The 18,199-nt window shown below is 65.5% G+C and carries 17 protein-coding genes; 9 read left to right on the top strand and 8 right to left on the bottom strand.

What is annotated here, in order from left to right; translation table 11 throughout:
* Positions 1 to 39 precede the first annotated feature (39 nt).
* The 6 genes from L5014_RS08655 to L5014_RS08630 all read left to right on the top strand — a co-directional run bounded on the left by L5014_RS08655 (position 40) and on the right by L5014_RS08630 (position 4,145).
* Positions 40 to 222 carry a hypothetical protein gene (locus tag L5014_RS08655; RefSeq protein WP_238463160.1) on the top strand — a complete coding sequence of 61 codons (183 nt, stop codon included), beginning with the start codon at positions 40 to 42 and terminating at the stop codon, positions 220 to 222.
* An 82-nt stretch (positions 223 to 304) separates the two neighbouring features.
* Positions 305 to 883, top strand: coding sequence for a cupredoxin domain-containing protein (locus tag L5014_RS08650; RefSeq protein WP_238463159.1), 579 nt, complete (start codon positions 305 to 307; stop codon positions 881 to 883).
* Positions 873 to 2,498: a b(o/a)3-type cytochrome-c oxidase subunit 1 gene (locus L5014_RS08645; RefSeq protein WP_238463158.1), complete on the top strand. Its 1,626-nt coding sequence runs from the start codon at positions 873 to 875 to the stop codon at positions 2,496 to 2,498. The genes L5014_RS08650 and L5014_RS08645 overlap by 11 nt, the downstream gene beginning before the upstream one ends.
* A complete protein-coding gene (locus L5014_RS08640; protein WP_238463157.1) occupies positions 2,495 to 3,292 on the top strand; it encodes a c-type cytochrome in 798 nt (265 codons plus the stop codon). The genes L5014_RS08645 and L5014_RS08640 overlap by 4 nt, the downstream gene beginning before the upstream one ends.
* Positions 3,293 to 3,359: 67 nt before the next feature.
* The gene (locus tag L5014_RS08635) at positions 3,360 to 3,791 is read left to right on the top strand and encodes an OsmC family protein (protein WP_238463156.1); all 432 of its coding nucleotides are present in this window, start codon (positions 3,360 to 3,362) and stop codon (positions 3,789 to 3,791) included.
* 15 nt (positions 3,792 to 3,806) lie between these two features.
* Positions 3,807 to 4,145, top strand: coding sequence for a cupin domain-containing protein (locus tag L5014_RS08630; protein WP_238463155.1), 339 nt, complete (start codon positions 3,807 to 3,809; stop codon positions 4,143 to 4,145).
* 32 nt (positions 4,146 to 4,177) lie between these two features.
* Here L5014_RS08630 and L5014_RS08625 read toward each other — a convergent pair whose 3' ends face one another.
* Both L5014_RS08625 and L5014_RS08615 read right to left on the bottom strand, forming a co-directional pair.
* Positions 4,178 to 5,671: a cytochrome-c peroxidase gene (locus tag L5014_RS08625; protein ID WP_420800032.1), complete on the bottom strand. Its 1,494-nt coding sequence runs from the start codon at positions 5,669 to 5,671 to the stop codon at positions 4,178 to 4,180.
* 203 nt (positions 5,672 to 5,874) lie between these two features.
* Positions 5,875 to 7,545, bottom strand: coding sequence for a phospholipase C (locus L5014_RS08615; RefSeq protein WP_238463206.1), 1,671 nt, complete (start codon positions 7,543 to 7,545; stop codon positions 5,875 to 5,877).
* Positions 7,546 to 8,082: 537 nt separating this feature from the next.
* On the opposite strand from L5014_RS08615, the gene L5014_RS08610 reads away from it, so the two are divergent.
* Entirely contained in the window at positions 8,083 to 8,340 is a 258-nt protein-coding gene (locus L5014_RS08610) for a hypothetical protein (RefSeq protein ID WP_238463154.1), read from the top strand.
* A 75-nt stretch (positions 8,341 to 8,415) separates the two neighbouring features.
* Here the strand turns inward: L5014_RS08610 and L5014_RS08605 are convergent, their stop codons facing one another.
* From L5014_RS08605 to L5014_RS08595, 3 genes are all read right to left on the bottom strand, one after another.
* Entirely contained in the window at positions 8,416 to 8,820 is a 405-nt protein-coding gene (locus tag L5014_RS08605; protein WP_238463153.1) for a DUF302 domain-containing protein, read from the bottom strand.
* A 135-nt stretch (positions 8,821 to 8,955) separates the two neighbouring features.
* The gene (locus L5014_RS08600; RefSeq protein ID WP_238463152.1) at positions 8,956 to 10,128 is read right to left on the bottom strand and encodes a M23 family metallopeptidase; all 1,173 of its coding nucleotides are present in this window, start codon (positions 10,126 to 10,128) and stop codon (positions 8,956 to 8,958) included.
* Between the two features lie 383 nt (positions 10,129 to 10,511).
* The gene (locus tag L5014_RS08595; RefSeq protein ID WP_420800031.1) at positions 10,512 to 11,444 is read right to left on the bottom strand and encodes a hypothetical protein; all 933 of its coding nucleotides are present in this window, start codon (positions 11,442 to 11,444) and stop codon (positions 10,512 to 10,514) included.
* A 242-nt stretch (positions 11,445 to 11,686) separates the two neighbouring features.
* Between L5014_RS08595 and L5014_RS08590 the strand changes: the two genes are divergently transcribed.
* On the top strand, positions 11,687 to 12,304 hold the full coding sequence (locus tag L5014_RS08590; RefSeq protein ID WP_238463151.1) for a LysE family translocator: 618 nt from the start codon (positions 11,687 to 11,689) through the stop codon (positions 12,302 to 12,304).
* A 49-nt stretch (positions 12,305 to 12,353) separates the two neighbouring features.
* Here L5014_RS08590 and L5014_RS08585 read toward each other — a convergent pair whose 3' ends face one another.
* Complete coding sequence (locus L5014_RS08585; RefSeq protein ID WP_238463150.1) at positions 12,354 to 13,505, bottom strand: branched-chain amino acid ABC transporter substrate-binding protein; 1,152 nt, start codon at positions 13,503 to 13,505, stop codon at positions 12,354 to 12,356.
* A gap of 60 nt (positions 13,506 to 13,565) precedes the next feature.
* Complete coding sequence (locus L5014_RS08580; protein ID WP_238463149.1) at positions 13,566 to 14,798, bottom strand: NAD(P)/FAD-dependent oxidoreductase; 1,233 nt, start codon at positions 14,796 to 14,798, stop codon at positions 13,566 to 13,568.
* Between the two features lie 349 nt (positions 14,799 to 15,147).
* Here L5014_RS08580 and L5014_RS08575 point away from each other — a divergent pair, with 349 nt between their 5' ends.
* Entirely contained in the window at positions 15,148 to 16,575 is a 1,428-nt protein-coding gene (locus L5014_RS08575) for an aminotransferase-like domain-containing protein (protein ID WP_238463148.1), read from the top strand.
* Between the two features lie 30 nt (positions 16,576 to 16,605).
* Here L5014_RS08575 and L5014_RS08570 read toward each other — a convergent pair whose 3' ends face one another.
* Positions 16,606 to 18,021 (bottom strand): aminotransferase-like domain-containing protein, encoded by a 1,416-nt coding sequence (locus L5014_RS08570; RefSeq protein ID WP_238463147.1) that lies wholly within the window; start codon positions 18,019 to 18,021, stop codon positions 16,606 to 16,608.
* Positions 18,022 to 18,199: the final 178 nt, after the last annotated feature.

Genomic DNA, 18,199 nt, shown 5'->3' with positions numbered 1-18,199 from the left:
TTTCCAAGGTGTGTCGCGAATATTCAACCTGAGGCCGCGATGATCGAAACACCCGTTACTCAACAACCTGGCGAGCGCCCGCAGCACGAGCAGGTCGACGAGATCGTCCGGCGCGGGCCGTGCGGGGCGCTCGCGCTCGCCGGCATTGCCACGGCCATCGTGGCGGCGATCTGGTTTGCGTTCTACTTCCTGGTGTTCCTGCCGCGCGGCGTCATTCAATAGATGAGCCGACTGAAGCGCTACTGAGCCATCGCCGCGCAACACGCTCGCCCCCCCTTCACTCAATCTCGCGCCAACCGCCCTCATGTCCACGCATCCAACCGATCCCCATGCCAGCGCCGAAGTCGCCGCACGCGTGGAGCGCCGCTGGGCCACGCTCATGGTGGCGCTCGTTCTCGTGCTGGTGGCGATGACCGTCTACACCGGCCTGCACTGGGCCATGATGCCGCCTTCGCGCGTCGAGACCATCAGCCCGGAAACACTGCACGTCTCCGGCGAATTCGTCGAAACCAACCTGGGCAGCGCGCTCGAGCCGGACGGCTCCGTGACGGTGCGCGTGCTCGCGCAGCAATACTCGTTCACGCCGCAATGCATCGTGGTGCCGGCGGGCGCGCCCATCACCTTTCGCGCCACCAGCGCCGACGTCGTGCACGGTTTTCTCGTGACCGATACCAACCTCAATTCGATGGTCGAGCCGGGCTACGTCTCCACCTTCCACACGACCTTCGAAAAGCCTGGCGACCATCTCATGCCGTGCCACGAATATTGCGGCACGGGTCACCAGGGCATGTGGGCGCACGTGAAGGTCGTCGAGCGCGACACCTTCATGAAGATGGCCGCCCTTCCGGAGAACCATTCGCGGAGACTGAGCTGTGCTAAATAACAAGCGACTCGTGCTCGCCCACTTCTGGCTCGCGTTCATCCTCTTCGGGGTTGCGCTGCTGCTCGGCGCATGGCAGATGCTCGTGCGCAGCCCGCTGCATCCGTGGCTGCACGACCCCGAGCTCTACTACCGTTCGGTCACCGAGCACGGCACCGTGATGGGCTACGCGTTCCCCACGCTCATTGCCATGGGTTTCGGCTACGCCGTGACCGAGCTCTCGCTCAAGCGAGCGCTCATCGGTGCACGCTGGGCATGGCTCGGCTTCATTCTGCTCGCGCTGGGCGCCGTCGCCGCCTCCGTGACGGTCGCGCTCGGCCGCGCCTCGGTGCTCTACACGTTCTATCCGCCGATGATCGCCAACGCGTTCTATTACATCGGCGTCGTGTTCGTGGTGGTGGGCTCGTGGGTGTGGGTCGCGCTGATGAGCGTAAACTTCACCGCCTGGAAGCGCGCGAATCCCGGCAAGCCGGTGCCCCTCGCAATGTTCGCGACCACGGCGGGCGCGTATCTGTGGGGCTGGACCGCCGTGGGCGCGGCCATCGAGGTGCTGTTCCAGATCCTGCCCGTCGCGCTCGGCTGGCGCAGCACCATCGACGCGGGCCTCGCACGCGTGTTCTTCTCGTGGACCCTGCACGCGATCGTCTACTTCTGGCTCATGCCGGCGTATATCTGCTACTACACGATCGTTCCGCGCGCGATTGGCGGCCGGCTCTATAGCGATTCGATGGCGCGCATCTCGTTCATCCTGTTTCTCGTGGTGGCCATGCCCATCGGCCTGCACCACCTCTTCACCGACCCGCAGGTGGGCTCGGGCTTCAAGTTCCTGCAATCGGCGTTCACGGCGCTCGTATCGGTGCCCACGTTGCTCACGGTCTTCACGATCTGTGCCTCGGTCGAAATCGCCGGGCGGCTGCGCGGCGGCAAGGGCGTGTTCGGCTGGATCGCGAAGCTGCCGTGGCAAAACCCGCAGATGCTCGCCGTGGCGTTTTCGTTCGTGATGCTCGGCTTCGGCGGCGCGGGCGGGCTCATCAACATGAGCTACCAGCTCGATCAGCCGATCCACAACACGCAATGGATCACGGGCCACTTCCACCTGATCTTCGGCGGCGCGATCGTCATCATGTACTTCGCCATTGCCTACGATCTGTGGCCGCAACTCACGGGCCGCGCGCTCACCAACTGGCGCCTCATGCGCTGGCAGTTGTGGCTGTGGTTCATCGGCATGATCGTGACCACCTTTCCGTGGCACCTCGTGGGCATTCTCGGCATGCCGCGCCGCATGGCCTACTTCGATTACACCGACCCCGCGCTGGCCGCGCAGGCGAGTCTCGTGACCCTCTCGGCCGTGGGCGGGCTGATTCTCGTGATCTCCGCGATCCTGTTCTTCGTGGTGCTGCTGCAAGGCCATCGCAGCGCCGCCCAGGCGCCCGAGGAATACCGCTTCAGTGCGCCGGTGCATGAATCGCCGGTGCTGCCCGCCGCGCTCAACGGTTTCACGCTGTGGGTCGCGCTGATGATCGCCCTCACGATCACCAACTACGGCTACCCCATCGCCCAACTGCTCTCGACACCCAACACGTCGGTGCCCGCGATTCCAATTGGAGCGCCACGATGAGCGAAGAACGCCTGTTCACGTTACGCAATATGTGGTTCCGCGCGAGCGTGGGCGCGACGATACTCGCGCTCGTGGGTTCCGCGCTGATCGGCTTCGTCTGGCTGCCTTCCGTGCAACGCGATGCGCAGTTCCAGGGCATCTGGAACGCCATTTGCAGCGCGGCCGGCGTGCCGCGCCAGTGGTATCAGGCGGGCACGCCGCTGATGCCGGTTACGCCCGGCTACAAGGTCAGCACGGTCGAGCTCACGCCGCACATGCTCGACGACGCCACCCCGCTCTCGATCGGACGCGGCACCACGCTCTCACTGCGCTGCACGATGTGCCACGGTCCAAAGGGCATGAGCGAGGCCAATTCGCCGAATCTCGCGGGCCAGTTCGCGGGCGTGGTGTACAAGGAACTGCTCGACTTCCAGAGCGGCGCGCGCAAGAACGCGGTCATGACGCCGATGGCGCAGCATCTCTCGGACCAGGACATGCGCGACCTCGCGGCCTATTACGCCTCGCTGCCGCCCGCGGCGCGCGTGCGCGGCGAGCCGCCCGCGATCGTCGTGCTCGGCGCGCCGATGCGCAATATCCCGGCGTGCGCCTCGTGCCACGGCGGCGTCGACCACAAGGTGGGCAGCCCCTGGCTCGACGGCCTGCCGGCGGTCTACACCAAGGCCCAGCTTGCAGCCTTCGCGGACGGCACGCGCCACAACGACATTTCCGAGCAGATGCGCAACATCGCGCGCAACATGACCGCCGAGGAAATCGACGCGGCGGCGGCCTGGTACGCGGGCGGCGCACGTCCATAACGGGGCGGCGCGCGGCATGCCGCTTGCGCGCATCGCGCTTTCCCCCTCGCTCTTGTGGAGACACATCATGCAAAAGACGGCAACCGCCAAATGGCATGGCGGCATCAAGGACGGCCAGGGCTCGATCTCGACCCAGACCGGCGTACTCAAGGACGCGCCCTACGGCTTCGCCTCGCGCTTCGAGAGCGGCCCCGGCACCAATCCCGAGGAACTGATCGGCGCCGCGCACGCGGGCTGCTTCACGATGGCGTTCTCGCTCTTTCTCACCGAGGCGGGCTTCAAGGCCGACAGCATCGAAACGAAGTCGACGGTCACGCTCGAAAAAGTGGGCGAAGGCTTTTCGATCACGGCCTGCCAGCTCGACATGAGCGCGAAGATTCCGGGCATCGACCAGGCCGCCTTCGAGAAGCTCGCGACCGGTGCCAAGGAGAACTGCCCCGTGTCGAAACTGTTCGCCAACAACGCGAAAATCACGCTGAACGCGAAACTCGTGTCCTGAGCCGGAGAGACGATCATGGCCATTGCTCACGCCACGCCGGGCGAAGTCTTCGATGTGCGTCCGCTCGGCGGCACGCTCAAGGACGCGAAGTCGACCACGCTGATCCGCTCCGCGCAACTCGAGGTGATACGCCTCGTGCTGCCGGCGGGCAAGCAGTTGCCCGAACATAGCGTGCCCGGCGAGATCACCGTGCAATGCGTCGAAGGCGTGATCCGCTTTTTCGTGAGCGGCGAGCCGCTCACGATGCAGGCGGGCGAGATGCTGCTGCTGGGCGCGGGCGAGCCGCACGCGCTTGAAGCGCTCGACGACGCCTCGGTCATCGTCACGATTCATCTCGCGCACGAGCGCAAGTAGGCGCCCTTCTCCGCAGGCCGGCCGCAATCAGGTCAAGGCGGCGACACCGGATCGTCGTTGAGCGTCTTCAGAAACGCGACGAGGTCGCGGATCTCGTCGTCGTTCATCGCCGGCTTGTCGCCGAACTTGCGGTCGAACGGCGCATCCGTCACATCCACGTTGCTCCGGTATTGCGGCGGGATGTCGTCGTATTTCTCGATCTTGCCCCTGGCGTCGCGCGGGTAGAACTTGCCCGGATCGGTGTTGCGCTCGTTGTAGAACGCCATCACCCGATCGAGGTCGTGATAGATGCCGTTGTGGAAGAACACCGTGCGCGCAGCCGAATTGCGCAGCGTGGGCGTGAGGAACATGCCGCAATACTGCGTCTGGTCCTTCATGTCCGCGCGAAACGGCCCGCACACGCCCAGATCGAAGAAATGCGGGTCGCGGTTCTGCGCGAGCTTGCCGTTGCGCGGCACGCCGAGCGCCTCGTACTGGTAATCGGTGAACATCGGCGGCAGGCCATCCTTGCCCGGCTTGGAGAGGTGGCAGCCCGCGCAGTTCGCCTTATTGGAATCGTTGAAGAGGCGCAGCCCGCGCAACTCGGCCTGCGTGAGGCGCGCGTGCCCTTCCAGCCAGCGGTCGTACTTGCTGTTGTACGGATGGAACGACGGATCCTCCACCTGATAGCGCGAGATCGCGAACATCGCTTCGGAGACGAGCAGTTTGCGATTGTCGAAGATTCGCGGTCCGAACAATTCCGTGAAGCGCTTCGCGTAGGACGCGTGCTGCAACTTCGCGGCCACCTGGTCGACGCTCGTGTTCGCCATCTCCACCGGATTGAGCAGCGGGCCATAGGCTTGCTGCTGCAAGGTGTCGGCGCGGCCGTCCCAGAAGAGCCCGCCTTGCGGCACCCTCTCCACCGAGGTCGACGGGCCGCCCGCGGTCTTCTGCGATTTCACCACACCGGCGGCGGCCGTGGCCTGCTGTGCCACCGTGGGCGCGTCGTCGTTTTCGCCCGCGTCGGGGCCGATGCTGAAATTCGGCTGGCGATACAGATACATGAGCGACGGCGGCGGACGGTAGCCCTGCTGCGTCAGCGCGAGCCCGCCCTGCTGCACGTCGAGTCCGTTGGGCGGCCCATAGGCGTGCTCGGGGCTATGGCACGAGGCGCACGACTGCTTGCCCGAAGCCGAAAGCGCCGGGTCGAAAAAGAGCTGCTTGCCGAGCTGGGCCATGGCTGAAAGCGGCGCCACGGGCGGGCGCTGCAACACGACCGGATGCGGATTCGCGCCGGTGAGATTCTCGACGATAGCGCCAACGGGCTCGGGCACGTGGGCGGGAAATGCCACGGCGTAGGCACAGAAAGCCAGCGCGGCGGCTGCGCCGACTGCGGCGAGGCGTGACGCGAAGCGTGACGTGAAGCGCCCAGGCTTCGCCTTGACGCTTGCCGCAGGGGGCGAGGAAGAAGCAGAAGAGGAAGAGGAAGAGGAAGAGGAAGAGGAAGAGGAAGAGGAAGAGGAAGAGGAAGAGGAAAACTCGGACATATTGCGTTGTTCCTGGCGGACCAGAAAGCCGAAAGCCGTGTGCGATCTCGAGGATGCGCGACACGGCGTGGGACTCGGCCGACGTCACCGAATCGGTATGGACAAGCGATGCAAAAGCCCGGGGCGAGGCCTCTAGCGAGTGCGCAGCCGAGGGCGCGCTTCACAGCATGCGCGCCCCTGGTTGGCCTTGCGCCGGGCGTCGATCACATCGCCGGCGCGGCGCTCAATTGCGTGCCTTGCGAGCCGTCGAGATACAGGACCGGCAAGTTGCCCTTGCCGCCGAAATCGAACATGCCGCGCATGTCGCCCGCCGCCGCGTCGAACGAACCGCCACCGAGACGCGCGCTGCCGAGCCAGTTGTCTTCGATGAAGCGCACCACCGAGGCCTGGTCGATGAAGGTGTGATCCACGTAATTCGCCTTCGCCCACGGCGAAATCACCACGAACGGGATGCGCGTGCCCGGACCGCAGCGGCCGTTGACCGGCGCGCCCGCGACGCCCACGGGCTGCGTGCCGCTACCGCACACGCCGTTGCCGTTGAGCTGGTCGGCCGTGGCCATCGACGAATGCACCGGCGCCATGTACTGATGGTCGTACCAGCCGTCCGAGTCGTCATAGGTCACGACCACGGCGGTGTTCTTCCAGTCGGGCTGCTGCATCAGGAAGTTCACGACCTTCGTGACGAACTGCTGCTCGTCGAGCGGATCCGAGTAGCCTGCGTGCGCGTCCTGCGCGGCCGGCGCCTTCAGGAAGCTCACCGACGGGTAGTTGCCGGCCTTCACGGCGGCAAAGAAGTCGTCGGAGTCGTACTGGTGGTTCGCGGGCTCGGCCGTCTTGCCGTCCGTCTCCAGGCTCGAGCCGATCGCGGCCGTCGAGCTCGGGCGCGTATGCTGCGGGTTCGCGGTCGACTGAAAGTACTGGAACCAGTTGTGGTGCGGGATGTAGTCGGCCGTGGACGCGTTCACCGCCGACGCGATCGTGCTGCGCTTGCAGCCCGTCGTGCCGTTCGAGTTGGTCGTCTGCAGGTTGAAGCCGCCCATGAAGCCGCCCCACGTGATCTTCTGCGCGTTCAGCAGGTCGCCAATGTTCTTCGCGTTGATCATGGCGGTGTCGGTCGTGCTCGAGCACACGTCGTAGCCCGGATCGACGTCGTTGATCATCGTGAGGCCGCCCGCACCGTCGTTAATGTAGTACGACGAAGTAGTAGCCGTGGCCGGCTGCTTCGACGAGACCACGAGCTGAAGACCGTTGGTCTGGCCCGCCACCACTTCGAGTGCGCCGGGCGTGGACGGACCGTAGGTCGTGGTCCACGCGTTGTCGCTCATCGCGAACTTCTGCGCGTAGTTCCACAGTGCCGTGACCGTGTTGCCGTCGAAGTAGCCCATCACCTGGCCCTTCGTGCCGAAGGCGCCCGCGCCGCCGCTCGTGGCGTTGCCGGTGTACTTCGGGAACAGGTCGAGCGCGCCGTTGTCGCCGGCGCGCTGCTCGGCCGTGTAGGCGTGGTTCTGGTCGGCGGTGGCGGCCTGGGTGCGGTCGAGGCGGAACGGATTCGCGGCGTCCGCGCCGTTGGCCGTGTTCGTGAAGTTCGGGTTGGCCGTGAGCAGCGCGCCCGAGAGGCCGTTGATGGCCGGCGTGCCCGTGGCGGCCGTGAAAGCCGGCTCGCCCGACGGGTTCGTAGCGCTCGGATAGGTCGCGAAGTAGTGGTCGAACGAGACGTTCTCGCCGTAGATCACCACGAGGTGCTTGATGGGCGTGGCGGTCGAGAGCGCGTCCTGTGCGGTTGCGGACGGCGTATTCGAGTTGCTGCTGCCACACGCGAACAGCGTGGCGGCGAGGCCGGCGCACGGCACGGCGAGTAATGCCCGGCGATACATGCGATACATAGGGTTGGGCTCCATCGATTCTTCGAGTTGGTCTTAGCGGCCTGCCGGCGCGTCCAATGCGTGTAGATTCGCCGCCGCGCCATGCAGGCCCAATTCAGTTCGATTTGCCTGACATCAGGGCGAGCGCATTACAACATCCGAACATGACTGCATGGCGACCACCTCATTTCCATAAGCTTTCGCGAAAATTTCAATTTCGAAAGAAACGTGCAACTATCGGCGCGCGCCGCCGTTGCACTCTTGCGCGCGCGAGCTATAACGAAAGTGCAGCGCGGATTTTCTCTGCGCGCCCGCTCTCTCCTTCTTCTTGCGCCGCGCCACGCTGCGCCGCCTCCCGAACCGGCGGAGGCGCGTTCACAAGTTAGTTAGCTAACACGTCCGGCAGCCTGCCTTTTGCGCCGGCATCCCGGCCTTCCGCCCGAGTGCGCACGGCGCTGTGGTGCGCCGCGCGTTTGCCGTGGGTTTGCCACGCATTGGCCGTGCGCGCGCCGGGCCATTTTTGCGTTGTGCTCCGCAAGGAGTAGGGAAATGAAGATCCGATTGGCGTTGATCGCCGGCTGCGTGGCGGCATTGGCAGCCGGTGGGCCTGCAACTGCGCACTCGAGGGACGAGCCGGTCTCGCAGCAGCGCGCGCATCAGACGATGACCGATGATGCGGATGCTTCAGCTCAGGCCGAAACCGATATGTCGTATGGGGGGACGCCTGATACGCAAAGCGTCTCGGGCCATCGCACGGGCAAGGCCTGCTGGCCTCGTTCGGAATGCGATGTATTTTTTGGGCAATAAGCGATGAGATGAAGGTGGAGCCGGTGCGCACGCGGCGCGCCGGGCTCGCTGGCGCTGGTTAGCGCACCGCGCGTCTCACTGCACGGCGGCCTGCAAGAGCCCCGTCACGCGCTGCAAGGGAACCAGCAGATCGGGCGCGATGGCGTAGAGCGGCCCGAGCGTTTGCGTCACGTCGCGATAGTCCACTTGCGCGTGCCCTTCGTCGTCTTCCCACACCACGAGCCGCAATGGCAATTCGAGCGCCGCGTGCGGATTGGCCGCCATGACCGGCGTGCCCGCCTTCGGATTGCCGAACATGAGGAGCCGGGTGCGCCGCAGCGTCAGGCCCGCAAGCATCGCCGCCTCGCGCTGGTCCACGTCGGCGAACACGACCGCGCCCGCGCGCTGGAGCACCGCTTTGAGGCGCGAGATCGTAGTATCGAAATCGTGCGCGCTCCGGAACGTCAGAACGGATGGGGGATGCTGCCCGTGTTCGGTCATGGCGAGGCTCCTGGGGATAAAAACGCGCATTTACGCCTGGTCAATGCGCCCGGTGCATAACCTCGCACTTTAGTCGATAAAGCGCTCGCCCCCGGCTCAAGGCGGCACGGCCCGCAAAGACCGCGCGCGCCACACTCACAGCATCGGCGTGAGTTGCTGGACCTGTTGCGCGAAATGCTCCAGATCCTTGCCGTTCAGGGCCGTGCGGACCGGCAGCTCGACCGTGAGCGGATCCTCGGGCACGTGGTCCACATGGACCTCATAGTGCAGATGCGGCCCGGTCGCCCAGCCCGTCCTGCCCACGTACCCGATCACCTGGCCCTGGCTGACCTGGCTGCCCACGTGCAACGACTTCGTGAAACGCGAGAGGTGCGCGAAGGTCGTCGAAAATTCGCCGAAATTCTGGATCTTGATGACGCGGCCATAGCCGGTTTGCCGGCCCACGAACGTCACCGTGCCCTGCGCGGTCGCGTGCACGGGCGTGCCCACGGGCGCGGCGAAATCGACGCCTTCGTGCGCGGCCCAGCGGTGCGTGACGGGGTTGAGCCGGTTCGGCGAGAACGCCGAGGAGATGCGCGTGTAGTCGAGCGGATAGCGCAGGAACGAAGGCGCCGCCGGCTGGCCGTCGGCGCTGTAATAGAACGCCTTGCCGCCGAGCTTGCGGTAGAGGAACAGGTCGTGCGACTCCTTGCCCGTGGAAATGCGTATCGCGACGGGCGTGTCGTCGGCTGCGGCGGAAGGCGCAGCGGCGGCGTTCCCTGCGGTTCCCGCCGGTTTGGCGGACGCGCTCGCCTGTGCGCCGGCGGCATTCGACGCGCCGTCGCGGAACACGAGGCGCACCTGGCTGCCGGGCTGCAGATCGTGCCGGAAGTCGAGCTTGCCCGCGAGCGCGCGAGCGAGCTTCGCGGTTGCGGCGGCATCGGCGCCCAACTGGCTCGCCGTGGCCGAAAAGCGCTGCGTGACCCGAGCGGACTCGACGCGATAAATGGGGACCGGGGCGACGGCGTTCGCGGGAGCGAGCGTAGCGACGCCCGGCGTAGCGGCGCCCGGCGTAGCGACGCCCGGCGTAGCGACGCCCGGCGTGGCGGCGCGCGGCGCGGTGACGCCTGGCGTGGCGACACGTGGCGCAGCGCCGTTCGGCGCGGCGCCGTCTGGCGTGCCGGCACTCGGCGTGGGCGCGAGGCCGCGATCGCGCATGGCGCGCTCGGGGAGATCGTCGGAGGCGTGCAGCGATATCTCGGCGCCGGGTCTCGGCATCTCGTGCGAGAGCCACGCTGTGCAGGCGGTGCTGAGCGCGGCAATGAGCATGGCTCTACCCGCGACTCCCTGGGAAGTCGTCGATACGAATTTGGGCATCTGCTGGTACGGATCGGGTACGGATGACTGGCGGAAAGCCGCGCGGGCAGCACGCCGCCTTCGAACCGGCACCGGCGCCATTGCGACACCGGTGGGCGAAAGAGCCGAGCCTATGACAGATTTCTTAAGCGAATCTTAAAAATGGTGAATGACGTTAATTCCCTCTTTTTGACATCCTGTTAGCGGAAATTAGATGCGGATTGGGCGCGGTAGCCGACGCCGGCTTTTGCAGCGGCTCGGCGGGATCGGCGGCGGGCGTGGTCAGCGCGTTGGAGTAAGGCGAGCGTGCACGATGCCGATGCCGGAGCCACCCACTGCGCGAACTACTGTGCGAACTACTGCGCGATTTGCTGGCGTTGATACTCAGCGTGCTTCATTTGCAGATAGTCGGCGCGGCTGACTTCATGCAATTGCCGTGGATACTGCTCGGTCGCATCGAACCAGTCAGTGAGGCGTTTGTCGAGGCGAGCATTGGGCGGGCTGGAAAGCGCACCCAGATAAGCCTCGATGGCGAGGTAATAGCGCACGGTGTTGCGTTCCACCAGACCGCGCACGCCGCCGATGTATTGCACCTCGCCCGTCGATGAATCAGTGGTGGAGGAAAAGCCAACCTTGCCACTGCCGATCGTCGCCAGATAGGTTTTCATCGCGAGCCGCCCGGCCGTACCGTAACCGTAGGCGTAAGTCAGATGGATGAAGGTACGGCTCTTGCCCACGGGTATCGCCTCGAGCACGATCCGGTAGTCTTTCGTGCTCAGCGGCCCCGTGGCGGCGGTGAGTTCCACGCGAAAATAATCCGGCGTGCCCACGACCTCGCGATAGTTGAATTGCAGCCGGTAGGACGAGGAAAGCGATTCCTCGGTTTTCTTGCCGATATTCACCGCGAGGACCGTACCGCCGGCGCCAGTCGATGCGTGGCAGTACTTGGTGTTCAAGTGCAGGATCAAGACGTCGCACCAGTTGGCAGGGCCTTGAGTCGGGTCGTTGAGCGTGCCGTTGACCGCCGCGAAAGGATAGCTAACCACGCCGTAAATGTCGCCGTTGAGTGCCGACGGCAACTCCTTCGATTCGAGGTACAACGGCCGCTGAAACGGGTTGTGCGCGAGCTGTTGCGTCAGGCTCTGATATTTGTCCCGCAGACTCGCGGCCCGCTCGTCCGTCTGGGCGAAGGCGCTCTGCCATAGAAAACAGAACGCCAACGCCATCACAACCATTGGCCACAGGCGCGTGCGTCGGGTGTCTACAGGGATTTGGGCAAGCTGGCTCATGGCCCTCATCCTACCTTGACTGCGGTTGCGACGCGCCGGTGGTGGGGCCGGTCAGATCGAGAGGATCGAGCCCTCGCCACAGCGAGAAACCCGGCGCGCTCAACGCAACCGCCTCCCCTTCCGTACCGGCTTTCGTTCGCCAATCTGTACCGGTACTGTACAGATTCCCGCAGCTAAACTGGCTGCCAGTCAATCGACGCGCCCCTCAACGGTCGCGGCCCTTTCCCTGGAGCCCTCGCACCATGCTGCCCGAAATGCTCAGCGCCCTGCCCGCCGGCATGCTTTTCGTGGTGGTCACGACCATCACGCCCGGCCCCAATAACACGATGCTGCTCGCCTCCGGCGTCAACTTCGGTTTCAAGCGCACGGTGCCGCATATTCTCGGCATCAGCGCGGGCGTCGTCGTGCTCATGCTCTCGGTGGGATTCGGCCTCGGCGAGGTCTTCCGGCACGTGCCCTGGCTCTACACGACGCTCGAAACCGCGAGCGTCGCCTATCTGCTGTGGCTCGCGTGGAAGATCGGCACCTCGGGCATGATCAAGGAGAAAGGCGGCGAGCGCCGCCCCATGCGCTTTCACGAAGCCATCGCGTTCCAGTGGATCAACCCGAAGGCCTGGATGATGGTGCTCACCGCCGCCACCACGATCCGCCTCTCGGCGGACTTCGGCGTCAACACCGTCGTGATGGCCGCGCTGTTCTACGTGATCGGCCTGCCCTGCATCTGCTTGTGGGCCGCGTTCGGCACCGGCATGCGCCGCTTCCTCGACGACCCGCGCCGCCTGCGCACGTTCAACATCGCGATGGCGCTTGCGCTCGTCGCTTCGATGTATCCGCTGTTCGCGCATTTGCTGCAACGCTAAAGGCGGCTCGCGTTCGGCCGCCCCCGCGCTAAAGCCCGCCCTTGGGCCTCTAAACGCCGCCGTTGCCGCCCACGGTGCGCAAGCTCTTCCACTGCCCCTGCTGGACCTCGAAGAGCGTATAGGGCGGCTTGATCAGATCGCCGCGCGGATCGAACGCGATATTGCCGGTCACGCCCGTCACCGTGACCTTGGGGAAGCTCGCGACGATCTTCGCGCGATCGAGCGAGTTGGCGTCCTCGATCGCCTTGATCATCGCGAGCGCCGCGTCATAGGCGAACGGCGCATAGAGTTCGACATCCTGATTGAAGCGCGCCTTGTAGCGCTTCGCGAAGGCCTGGGCGGACGGCAGCTTGTCGAGCGCGGGGCCGGGTTCGAGATCCTGCGTGCCCTCGCCCGCCGTGCCGGCAATCTGCAGGAAGGCATTGCTCTTGAGCGCCCCCGCGCCGAACAGGTGCGCCTGCATGCCGAGCGAGCGCATCTGCTTGGCGAGCATCGCGCCCTGCTCGTCCAGCCCGCCAAAGAAGATCATGTCGACGTTCTTCTGCTTGAGTGTCGTGAGAATCGCGCGGAAATCCACGGCCTTGTCGTTGGTGAACTCGCGGTCGACGATATTGCCGCTGGCTTCCTTCGCACCCTTTTCGAACGCGTCCGCGAGCCCCTGGCCGAACGCGGTGCGGTCGTCGATGATGCCAATGCGCTTCGCCTTGAGCTGGTCCACCGCGAAGCGCCCCGCGATCACGCCGCCAATGCCGTCGTTGCCCATGGTGCGAAACACGTTTGCGAAGCCTTGCTGCGTGAGCGCCGGATTGGTCGAGCCCGGCGTGATCATTGCAACATTCGCCTTGTGATAGACCGCCGAAGCCGGAATGCTGCACCCGGAGTTGTAGTGACCGATCACGCCAACCACGCCGTCGTCCACGAGCTTTTGCGCTACCTGGATCGCGGTGCGCGGGTCGGCCTGATCGTCCTGCACGTCGAGCACGAACTTGACCGGTTTGCCGCCGATAGTGGGACGTTTCGCGTTCGCCTCGTCCAGCGCGAGCTGCGCGCCGTATTGCAGGTCCTTGCCGACGCGCGCGACCGGCCCGGTGAGCGGCCCCGCAAAGCCGATCTTGACGACTTCCTGATCGTCTGCGTACGACGAGACGTACGCACCCATCAGCCCAAGGGCCATCGTGATGATCAAAGTGCGACGGTTCATGATGCTCATCCTCTTGTGAAGACTGTAGCCGTGGTTGAAGAAAATCGTTAGAAAGACTGATTAAAAACGTCGCGGACTATAGGGCGCGAGATCGAGCGCACTCTCGCGGCCCGCAACGAGGTCGGCGACCACGCTGCCCGTGACGCCGCCGAGCGTCACGCCCAGATGCTGGTGGCCGAACGCATAGATCACGTTGGGCGTTCGGCTGGACGGCCCGACGACCGGCAAACCGTCCGGCAGGCTCGGACGAAAGCCAAGCCAGTCGCTGTCCGGCTCGGGCAAGCCCGGCAGCGCCGTTTGCGCCGACTTCGTCAGCAGCCTGAGCAGGTCGGCATTCTTGCCCGCTTCGTGGCGGGCGAGCTCGACAGTGCCCGCCGCGCGAATGCCGCCCTCCATCGGCGTCATGTAGAAACCGCGCTCGGCCCAGCCGCAGGGCCGCGAAATCAGGCCCGACGTGCCCGGAAAGCGCACGTGATAGCCGCGCTCCGTGCCGAGCGGCACGGCGTCGCCACATTGCCGCGCAAAACGCCCCGAGCGCGAGCCCGCGCAGACGATCGCGCGCTCGGCCTCGTGCGCGGCTCCAGCGCTGTCGATCAACCTGAGCGCACGCGCGTCCGGCACGACCGACTCGACGGTCACCTGCCTGTATTCCATGCCGCGATCGAGCAGCGAGGCATGCAGCACCCGCAGAAAGCCGCGCGGATCGCTGAGGAACCAGCTACCGCCGAACAGCGTGCCGCGCTCGAACAGCGGCGCGAGAGACGGTTCGAGTTCGCCGATCGCGTCGCGCTCCAGCGTGTCGAACTCCACACCGAGCGAGCGTCGCAGCGCCAGCGACGGCTGCGACGCTTCGAACGATGCCTTGCTCGAATACAGATACAGGCATTCGCGTTCGCGCACGAACGCGCCAAGCGCGTTTGCCGAGAGCATCTCGCGATAGCCCTCGAATGCGCGCGAGAGCATTTGCGCGAGCGCCCTCGCGCTCCATTCATAGCGGCGCGACGTGGCGCAAAGCAAGAAACGCGCGAGCCAGGGGGCGAGTGTGGGCGCATCGCGCCAGCGAATCCGCAATGGGCTGGTCGCCGAGAACAGAAAGCGTGGCAGATTGCGGAACACGTCCGGGTTGTTGACGGGAATGCACGCGTAGTTCGCGAACGTGCCTGCATTGCCGTACGACGCACCCTCGCCCGGGCCCTGCGCGTCGAACAGCGTGACGCGATGCCCGTCGCGCATGAGCCAGTAAGCGCACGAGAGTCCCACGAATCCCGCGCCGATGACAGCCACTCGAGCCATTACTTCTTCCGGTTCGTTGCGGGTTCACCGAAGCCGTGCGGCGACGGGGGTTGCTGGATTGCCACGAGCATCTCCTCATGTACTAAAGTGCGGGTTGCGTCGCACCTGTGTCCAAACAAAACCGTGGACTCATACTCACACAATAAATTTTTGTGTGCAAATAAAAATTCTTTGTGTGGAGACCAGGAATTTCCCTGGAGAGACGCCGTGCGCCCGACCGGAATCCGGCAAATCTCTTGCCATATGGCAGGTTATTGGGTTTAAGATGCAGCAAAGCTGCGACGCACCGAATTGGATGCAAAAGCTTGCAGTGGCGGGAGACCGAGTTTTGTATGGAGTTATTACTTGAATGAAAGTGGACGAAAACCAGACAAAATCCGACGGCAATAGCCATACAAAAGGGCGTCAGGCCACCTATCTCGAGGTGTCGCGCAATCTCGAGGAGCAGGTTCGCAGCGGACACTACCCGCCCGGCAGCCGGCTACCGCCGCAACGCGATCTGGCAATCGAACTGGGCATCAACGTGTCGACTGTTTCGCGCGCCTACAAGGAGCTTCAGGCACGCGGCCTGATCGTCGCGAGCAAGCGGCGCGGCTCGATCGTCACCGGCGGCGCGATGCCGGCTGTGCATACGAGCGCACAGCGCAACGCACAAGCACCGGGCGAAGGCACGAGCGGTGTCATCGACCTGACGGTCAATCGCCCCGCAACCGGCGAGTTCCTCACACAACTCGCGCGCACCATGGCCGTCATTTCGCGTGACCCGCGCTTTGCGGAAACACAGGAGTACCAACCGCCGCAAGGCCCCGAATGGGCACGCGCGGCGGGTGCCAAATGGATCGCCGCGCCCGGCTTCACGCCCTCCGCCGAGAATCTCGTCGTCACGAGCGGCGCGCAGCATGGGCTCTACGCAGTTCTGAGCAGTCTGATGGGCCACGAAGGCGTGATCCTCTCGGACAAGCTCACCTACTATGGCCTCAAGGCGCTCGCGCCGGCGTTCCAGTTCGAACTCGTCGGCATCCCGAGCGACGCCGACGGGCTGCTGCCCGAGCATCTGGAAGACGCGTGCAAGCGCATGCGCGTGAAGGCCATCTTCACCGTGCCGAATCTGCAGAATCCAAGTGTCGTGACGATGAGCCTCGAACGCCGGCTCGCGCTCGCGGAAATCGCGCGGCGGCATCACGTGGCCATCATCGAAGACGACGTCTACGGGCCGCTCCTGCGCAAGCGTCTGCCGACCATCGCGAGCCTGTGCCCCGAGCTGACCTTCCATATCGCGTCCACCTCGAAGATCCTGGCGCCAGGGCTACGCATCGGCTATCTGCTGACGCCGCCGCACGGCGCCGCGCTGGCCGCCGAGGCCGTGCGCACGACCGCGTGGATGCCCGCGCCGCTCTCGACGCTCATCACCACGCGCTGGATCGAGGACGGCACCGCGCAGATCATCCTGGAGGCGCAGCGCGTGGAGCTCGAGGCGCGCCAGACGCTCGCGCGCGAACTGCTGCCGCCGGACCTGCTCAACAGCGACCCCGCGTGCATGTTCGTCTGGCTGCGCGTGCCCGAACCGTGGCGCTCGGACGATTTCGCCGCCAACGCGCAGGCGCGCGGCGTGAGCACGATGCCCGCTTCGGCGTTCGCCGTCGACCGCTCGACCATCGAGCACGGTGTGCGGATCAATCTCGCGTGCGCAAGCTCGCGCGAGCAATTGGCGCGCGCCCTGCAGATTCTCGCGCGCACGCTGCGCGATCGGCCGCGCGCGCTGTACGGGACGATCTAGCGCTTTGTGCGGCGCGTGAAAAGCCACGCCTCATGACGGCTGGCTGCCGATCCGCTCAATGAACCGCCACAGCGCGTCGTTGAGCGAATACGGCGCGTTGAAGCGGAACCAGGCGCTGGCCGCGTCGTCGGTCCGGAAATAGGAGCCGGGCGCGAGCCAGATGCCGTCGGCAAGCGCTGCCGTAGCGATCTCGCCGGCGCGCGCAGCCTCCACCGGCAGACGCACCCACGCGAAAAGTCCCGCGCGCGGCCGGCAGAACGGTTCGAGGCCCAGCGTGTCGAGACGGTCTTCGAGCGTCGCATGCGCGGCCTTCAGCCGTTCGTTGACGATCTCGACGTGATGCGCGTAGCGCCCTTCGAGCAGCACTTTGTCGACGATGCGCTCGATCGTCTCCGACGAGGTGAGCCCCACCGCCATCTTCGCGCGCGCCAGCTCCCGTAGCACATCGCGCTCGGCCACCACGTAGCCGCAGCGCAGCGAAGGCGTCACCGTCTTCGAAAAACCGCCCACGTAAACCACGCGCTGGAGCCCTTCCATCGCGGCCAGCAGCGGCGCGCCGGGCGACGCAAGTTCGCGGCTCACGTCGTCCTCCACCACCCACATGCGCTCGCGCTCGGCAATCTGCAGCAAGCGGAACGCATTCGCCATCGTGTACGTCGCGCCGGTGGGATTCTGTAGCGTCGTGTTCACGAAGATCGCCTTGGGCCGGTGCGCGGCTACCTGCCGCTCGAGCACCTCGAGGTCGAGCCCGGCCGGCGTGCGCGGCACCCCGTGCACCGCGAGCCCGGCGAGCTTGAGGATCTGCAATAAATTGCAGTAGCCCGGGTCCTCCACCAGCACCGCATCGCCCGCGCGCAGCAGCGTGCGCACGATCAGATCGAGCCCCTGGGTCGCGCCTTGCGTGAGCAGCACGTTGCCGACCTCCACCGGCAGGCCCTGGCGATCCAGTTGCGCGGCAATGCGCTCGCGCAGCGGCGCAAAACCGTACGGATGCCCGTAGTCGCCCAGCCGCACTGCGGGCACCCGGCTCGTCGCGCGCAGGGCGTGGTGCAGCCCCGTCTCGTTGATCCACTCGCTCGGCATCCACCCGCAGCCTGCCTTGATCGGCACGGAGTGGTCTGCGAACACGTCCGAGAGCAGCCAGGTGGCCGTGAGCGTGGGCGGCTGCCAGGCCGCCGCGCTCGGGCGCGGCCCGGCCTCGCGCGGCGCCACGCGGTAGCCCGAGCCGCGGCGCGCCACCACGAGGCCCATCGAGACGAGCCGGTTGTACGCCTCGGTCACGGTGTAGGTCGAAAGCGCGTGCGATTGCGCCAGTTGCCGCACCGAAGGCAGCAGCGCACCCGAGCGCAGCGAATTCGCTTCGATCGCGTGAGCGAAGCCGTGCACGATCTGCTCGACGAGCGTCGTGGAGGCAGCGCGGCCGCGTTGCAATTCAAGTTCGATCATGGGGAAAGTGGGTGGCGCACGCGAACCAATACAGTTGCGACAGATTGTCCAGCACAGTTATCAGCGCAGTATAGAGACTGTATATGCCGCCGTTCAAGCCCCGGGGCTACAGTCTGTGAAACACAACCGCAACCCTGTTGCATGGAACCGGCGCATGCGCACGCGCGCCAACGCCGGT

The sequence above is a fragment of the Paraburkholderia tagetis genome (assembly GCF_022213065.1).
GTDB classification, from domain to species: Bacteria; Pseudomonadota; Gammaproteobacteria; order Burkholderiales; family Burkholderiaceae; genus Paraburkholderia; species Paraburkholderia tagetis.
The sequence above is the reverse complement of the archived record's forward strand: the minus strand, read 5'-3'. Positions and strand labels throughout refer to the sequence as shown.

Bases quoted from the DNA above. Each gene is read 5' to 3' on its own strand.
- L5014_RS08655 (WP_238463160.1), top strand. From the start codon at position 40: ATGATCGAAACACCCGTTACTCAACAACCTGGCGAGCGCCCGCAGCAC.
- L5014_RS08650 (WP_238463159.1), top strand. From the start codon at position 305: ATGTCCACGCATCCAACCGATCCCCATGCCAGCGCCGAAGTCGCCGCA.
- L5014_RS08640 (WP_238463157.1), top strand. From the start codon at position 2,495: ATGAGCGAAGAACGCCTGTTCACGTTACGCAATATGTGGTTCCGCGCG.
- L5014_RS08635 (WP_238463156.1), top strand. From the start codon at position 3,360: ATGCAAAAGACGGCAACCGCCAAATGGCATGGCGGCATCAAGGACGGC.
- L5014_RS08630 (WP_238463155.1), top strand. From the start codon at position 3,807: ATGGCCATTGCTCACGCCACGCCGGGCGAAGTCTTCGATGTGCGTCCG.
- L5014_RS08625 (WP_420800032.1), bottom strand. From the start codon at position 5,671: ATGTCCGAGTTTTCCTCTTCCTCTTCCTCTTCCTCTTCCTCTTCCTCT.
- L5014_RS08615 (WP_238463206.1), bottom strand. From the start codon at position 7,545: ATGTATCGCCGGGCATTACTCGCCGTGCCGTGCGCCGGCCTCGCCGCC.
- L5014_RS08610 (WP_238463154.1), top strand. From the start codon at position 8,083: ATGAAGATCCGATTGGCGTTGATCGCCGGCTGCGTGGCGGCATTGGCA.
- L5014_RS08605 (WP_238463153.1), bottom strand. From the start codon at position 8,820: ATGACCGAACACGGGCAGCATCCCCCATCCGTTCTGACGTTCCGGAGC.
- L5014_RS08600 (WP_238463152.1), bottom strand. From the start codon at position 10,128: ATGCTCATTGCCGCGCTCAGCACCGCCTGCACAGCGTGGCTCTCGCAC.
- L5014_RS08595 (WP_420800031.1), bottom strand. From the start codon at position 11,444: ATGAGCCAGCTTGCCCAAATCCCTGTAGACACCCGACGCACGCGCCTG.
- L5014_RS08590 (WP_238463151.1), top strand. From the start codon at position 11,687: ATGCTGCCCGAAATGCTCAGCGCCCTGCCCGCCGGCATGCTTTTCGTG.
- L5014_RS08585 (WP_238463150.1), bottom strand. From the start codon at position 13,505: ATGAACCGTCGCACTTTGATCATCACGATGGCCCTTGGGCTGATGGGT.
- L5014_RS08580 (WP_238463149.1), bottom strand. From the start codon at position 14,798: ATGGCTCGAGTGGCTGTCATCGGCGCGGGATTCGTGGGACTCTCGTGC.
- L5014_RS08575 (WP_238463148.1), top strand. From the start codon at position 15,148: ATGAAAGTGGACGAAAACCAGACAAAATCCGACGGCAATAGCCATACA.
- L5014_RS08570 (WP_238463147.1), bottom strand. From the start codon at position 18,021: ATGATCGAACTTGAATTGCAACGCGGCCGCGCTGCCTCCACGACGCTC.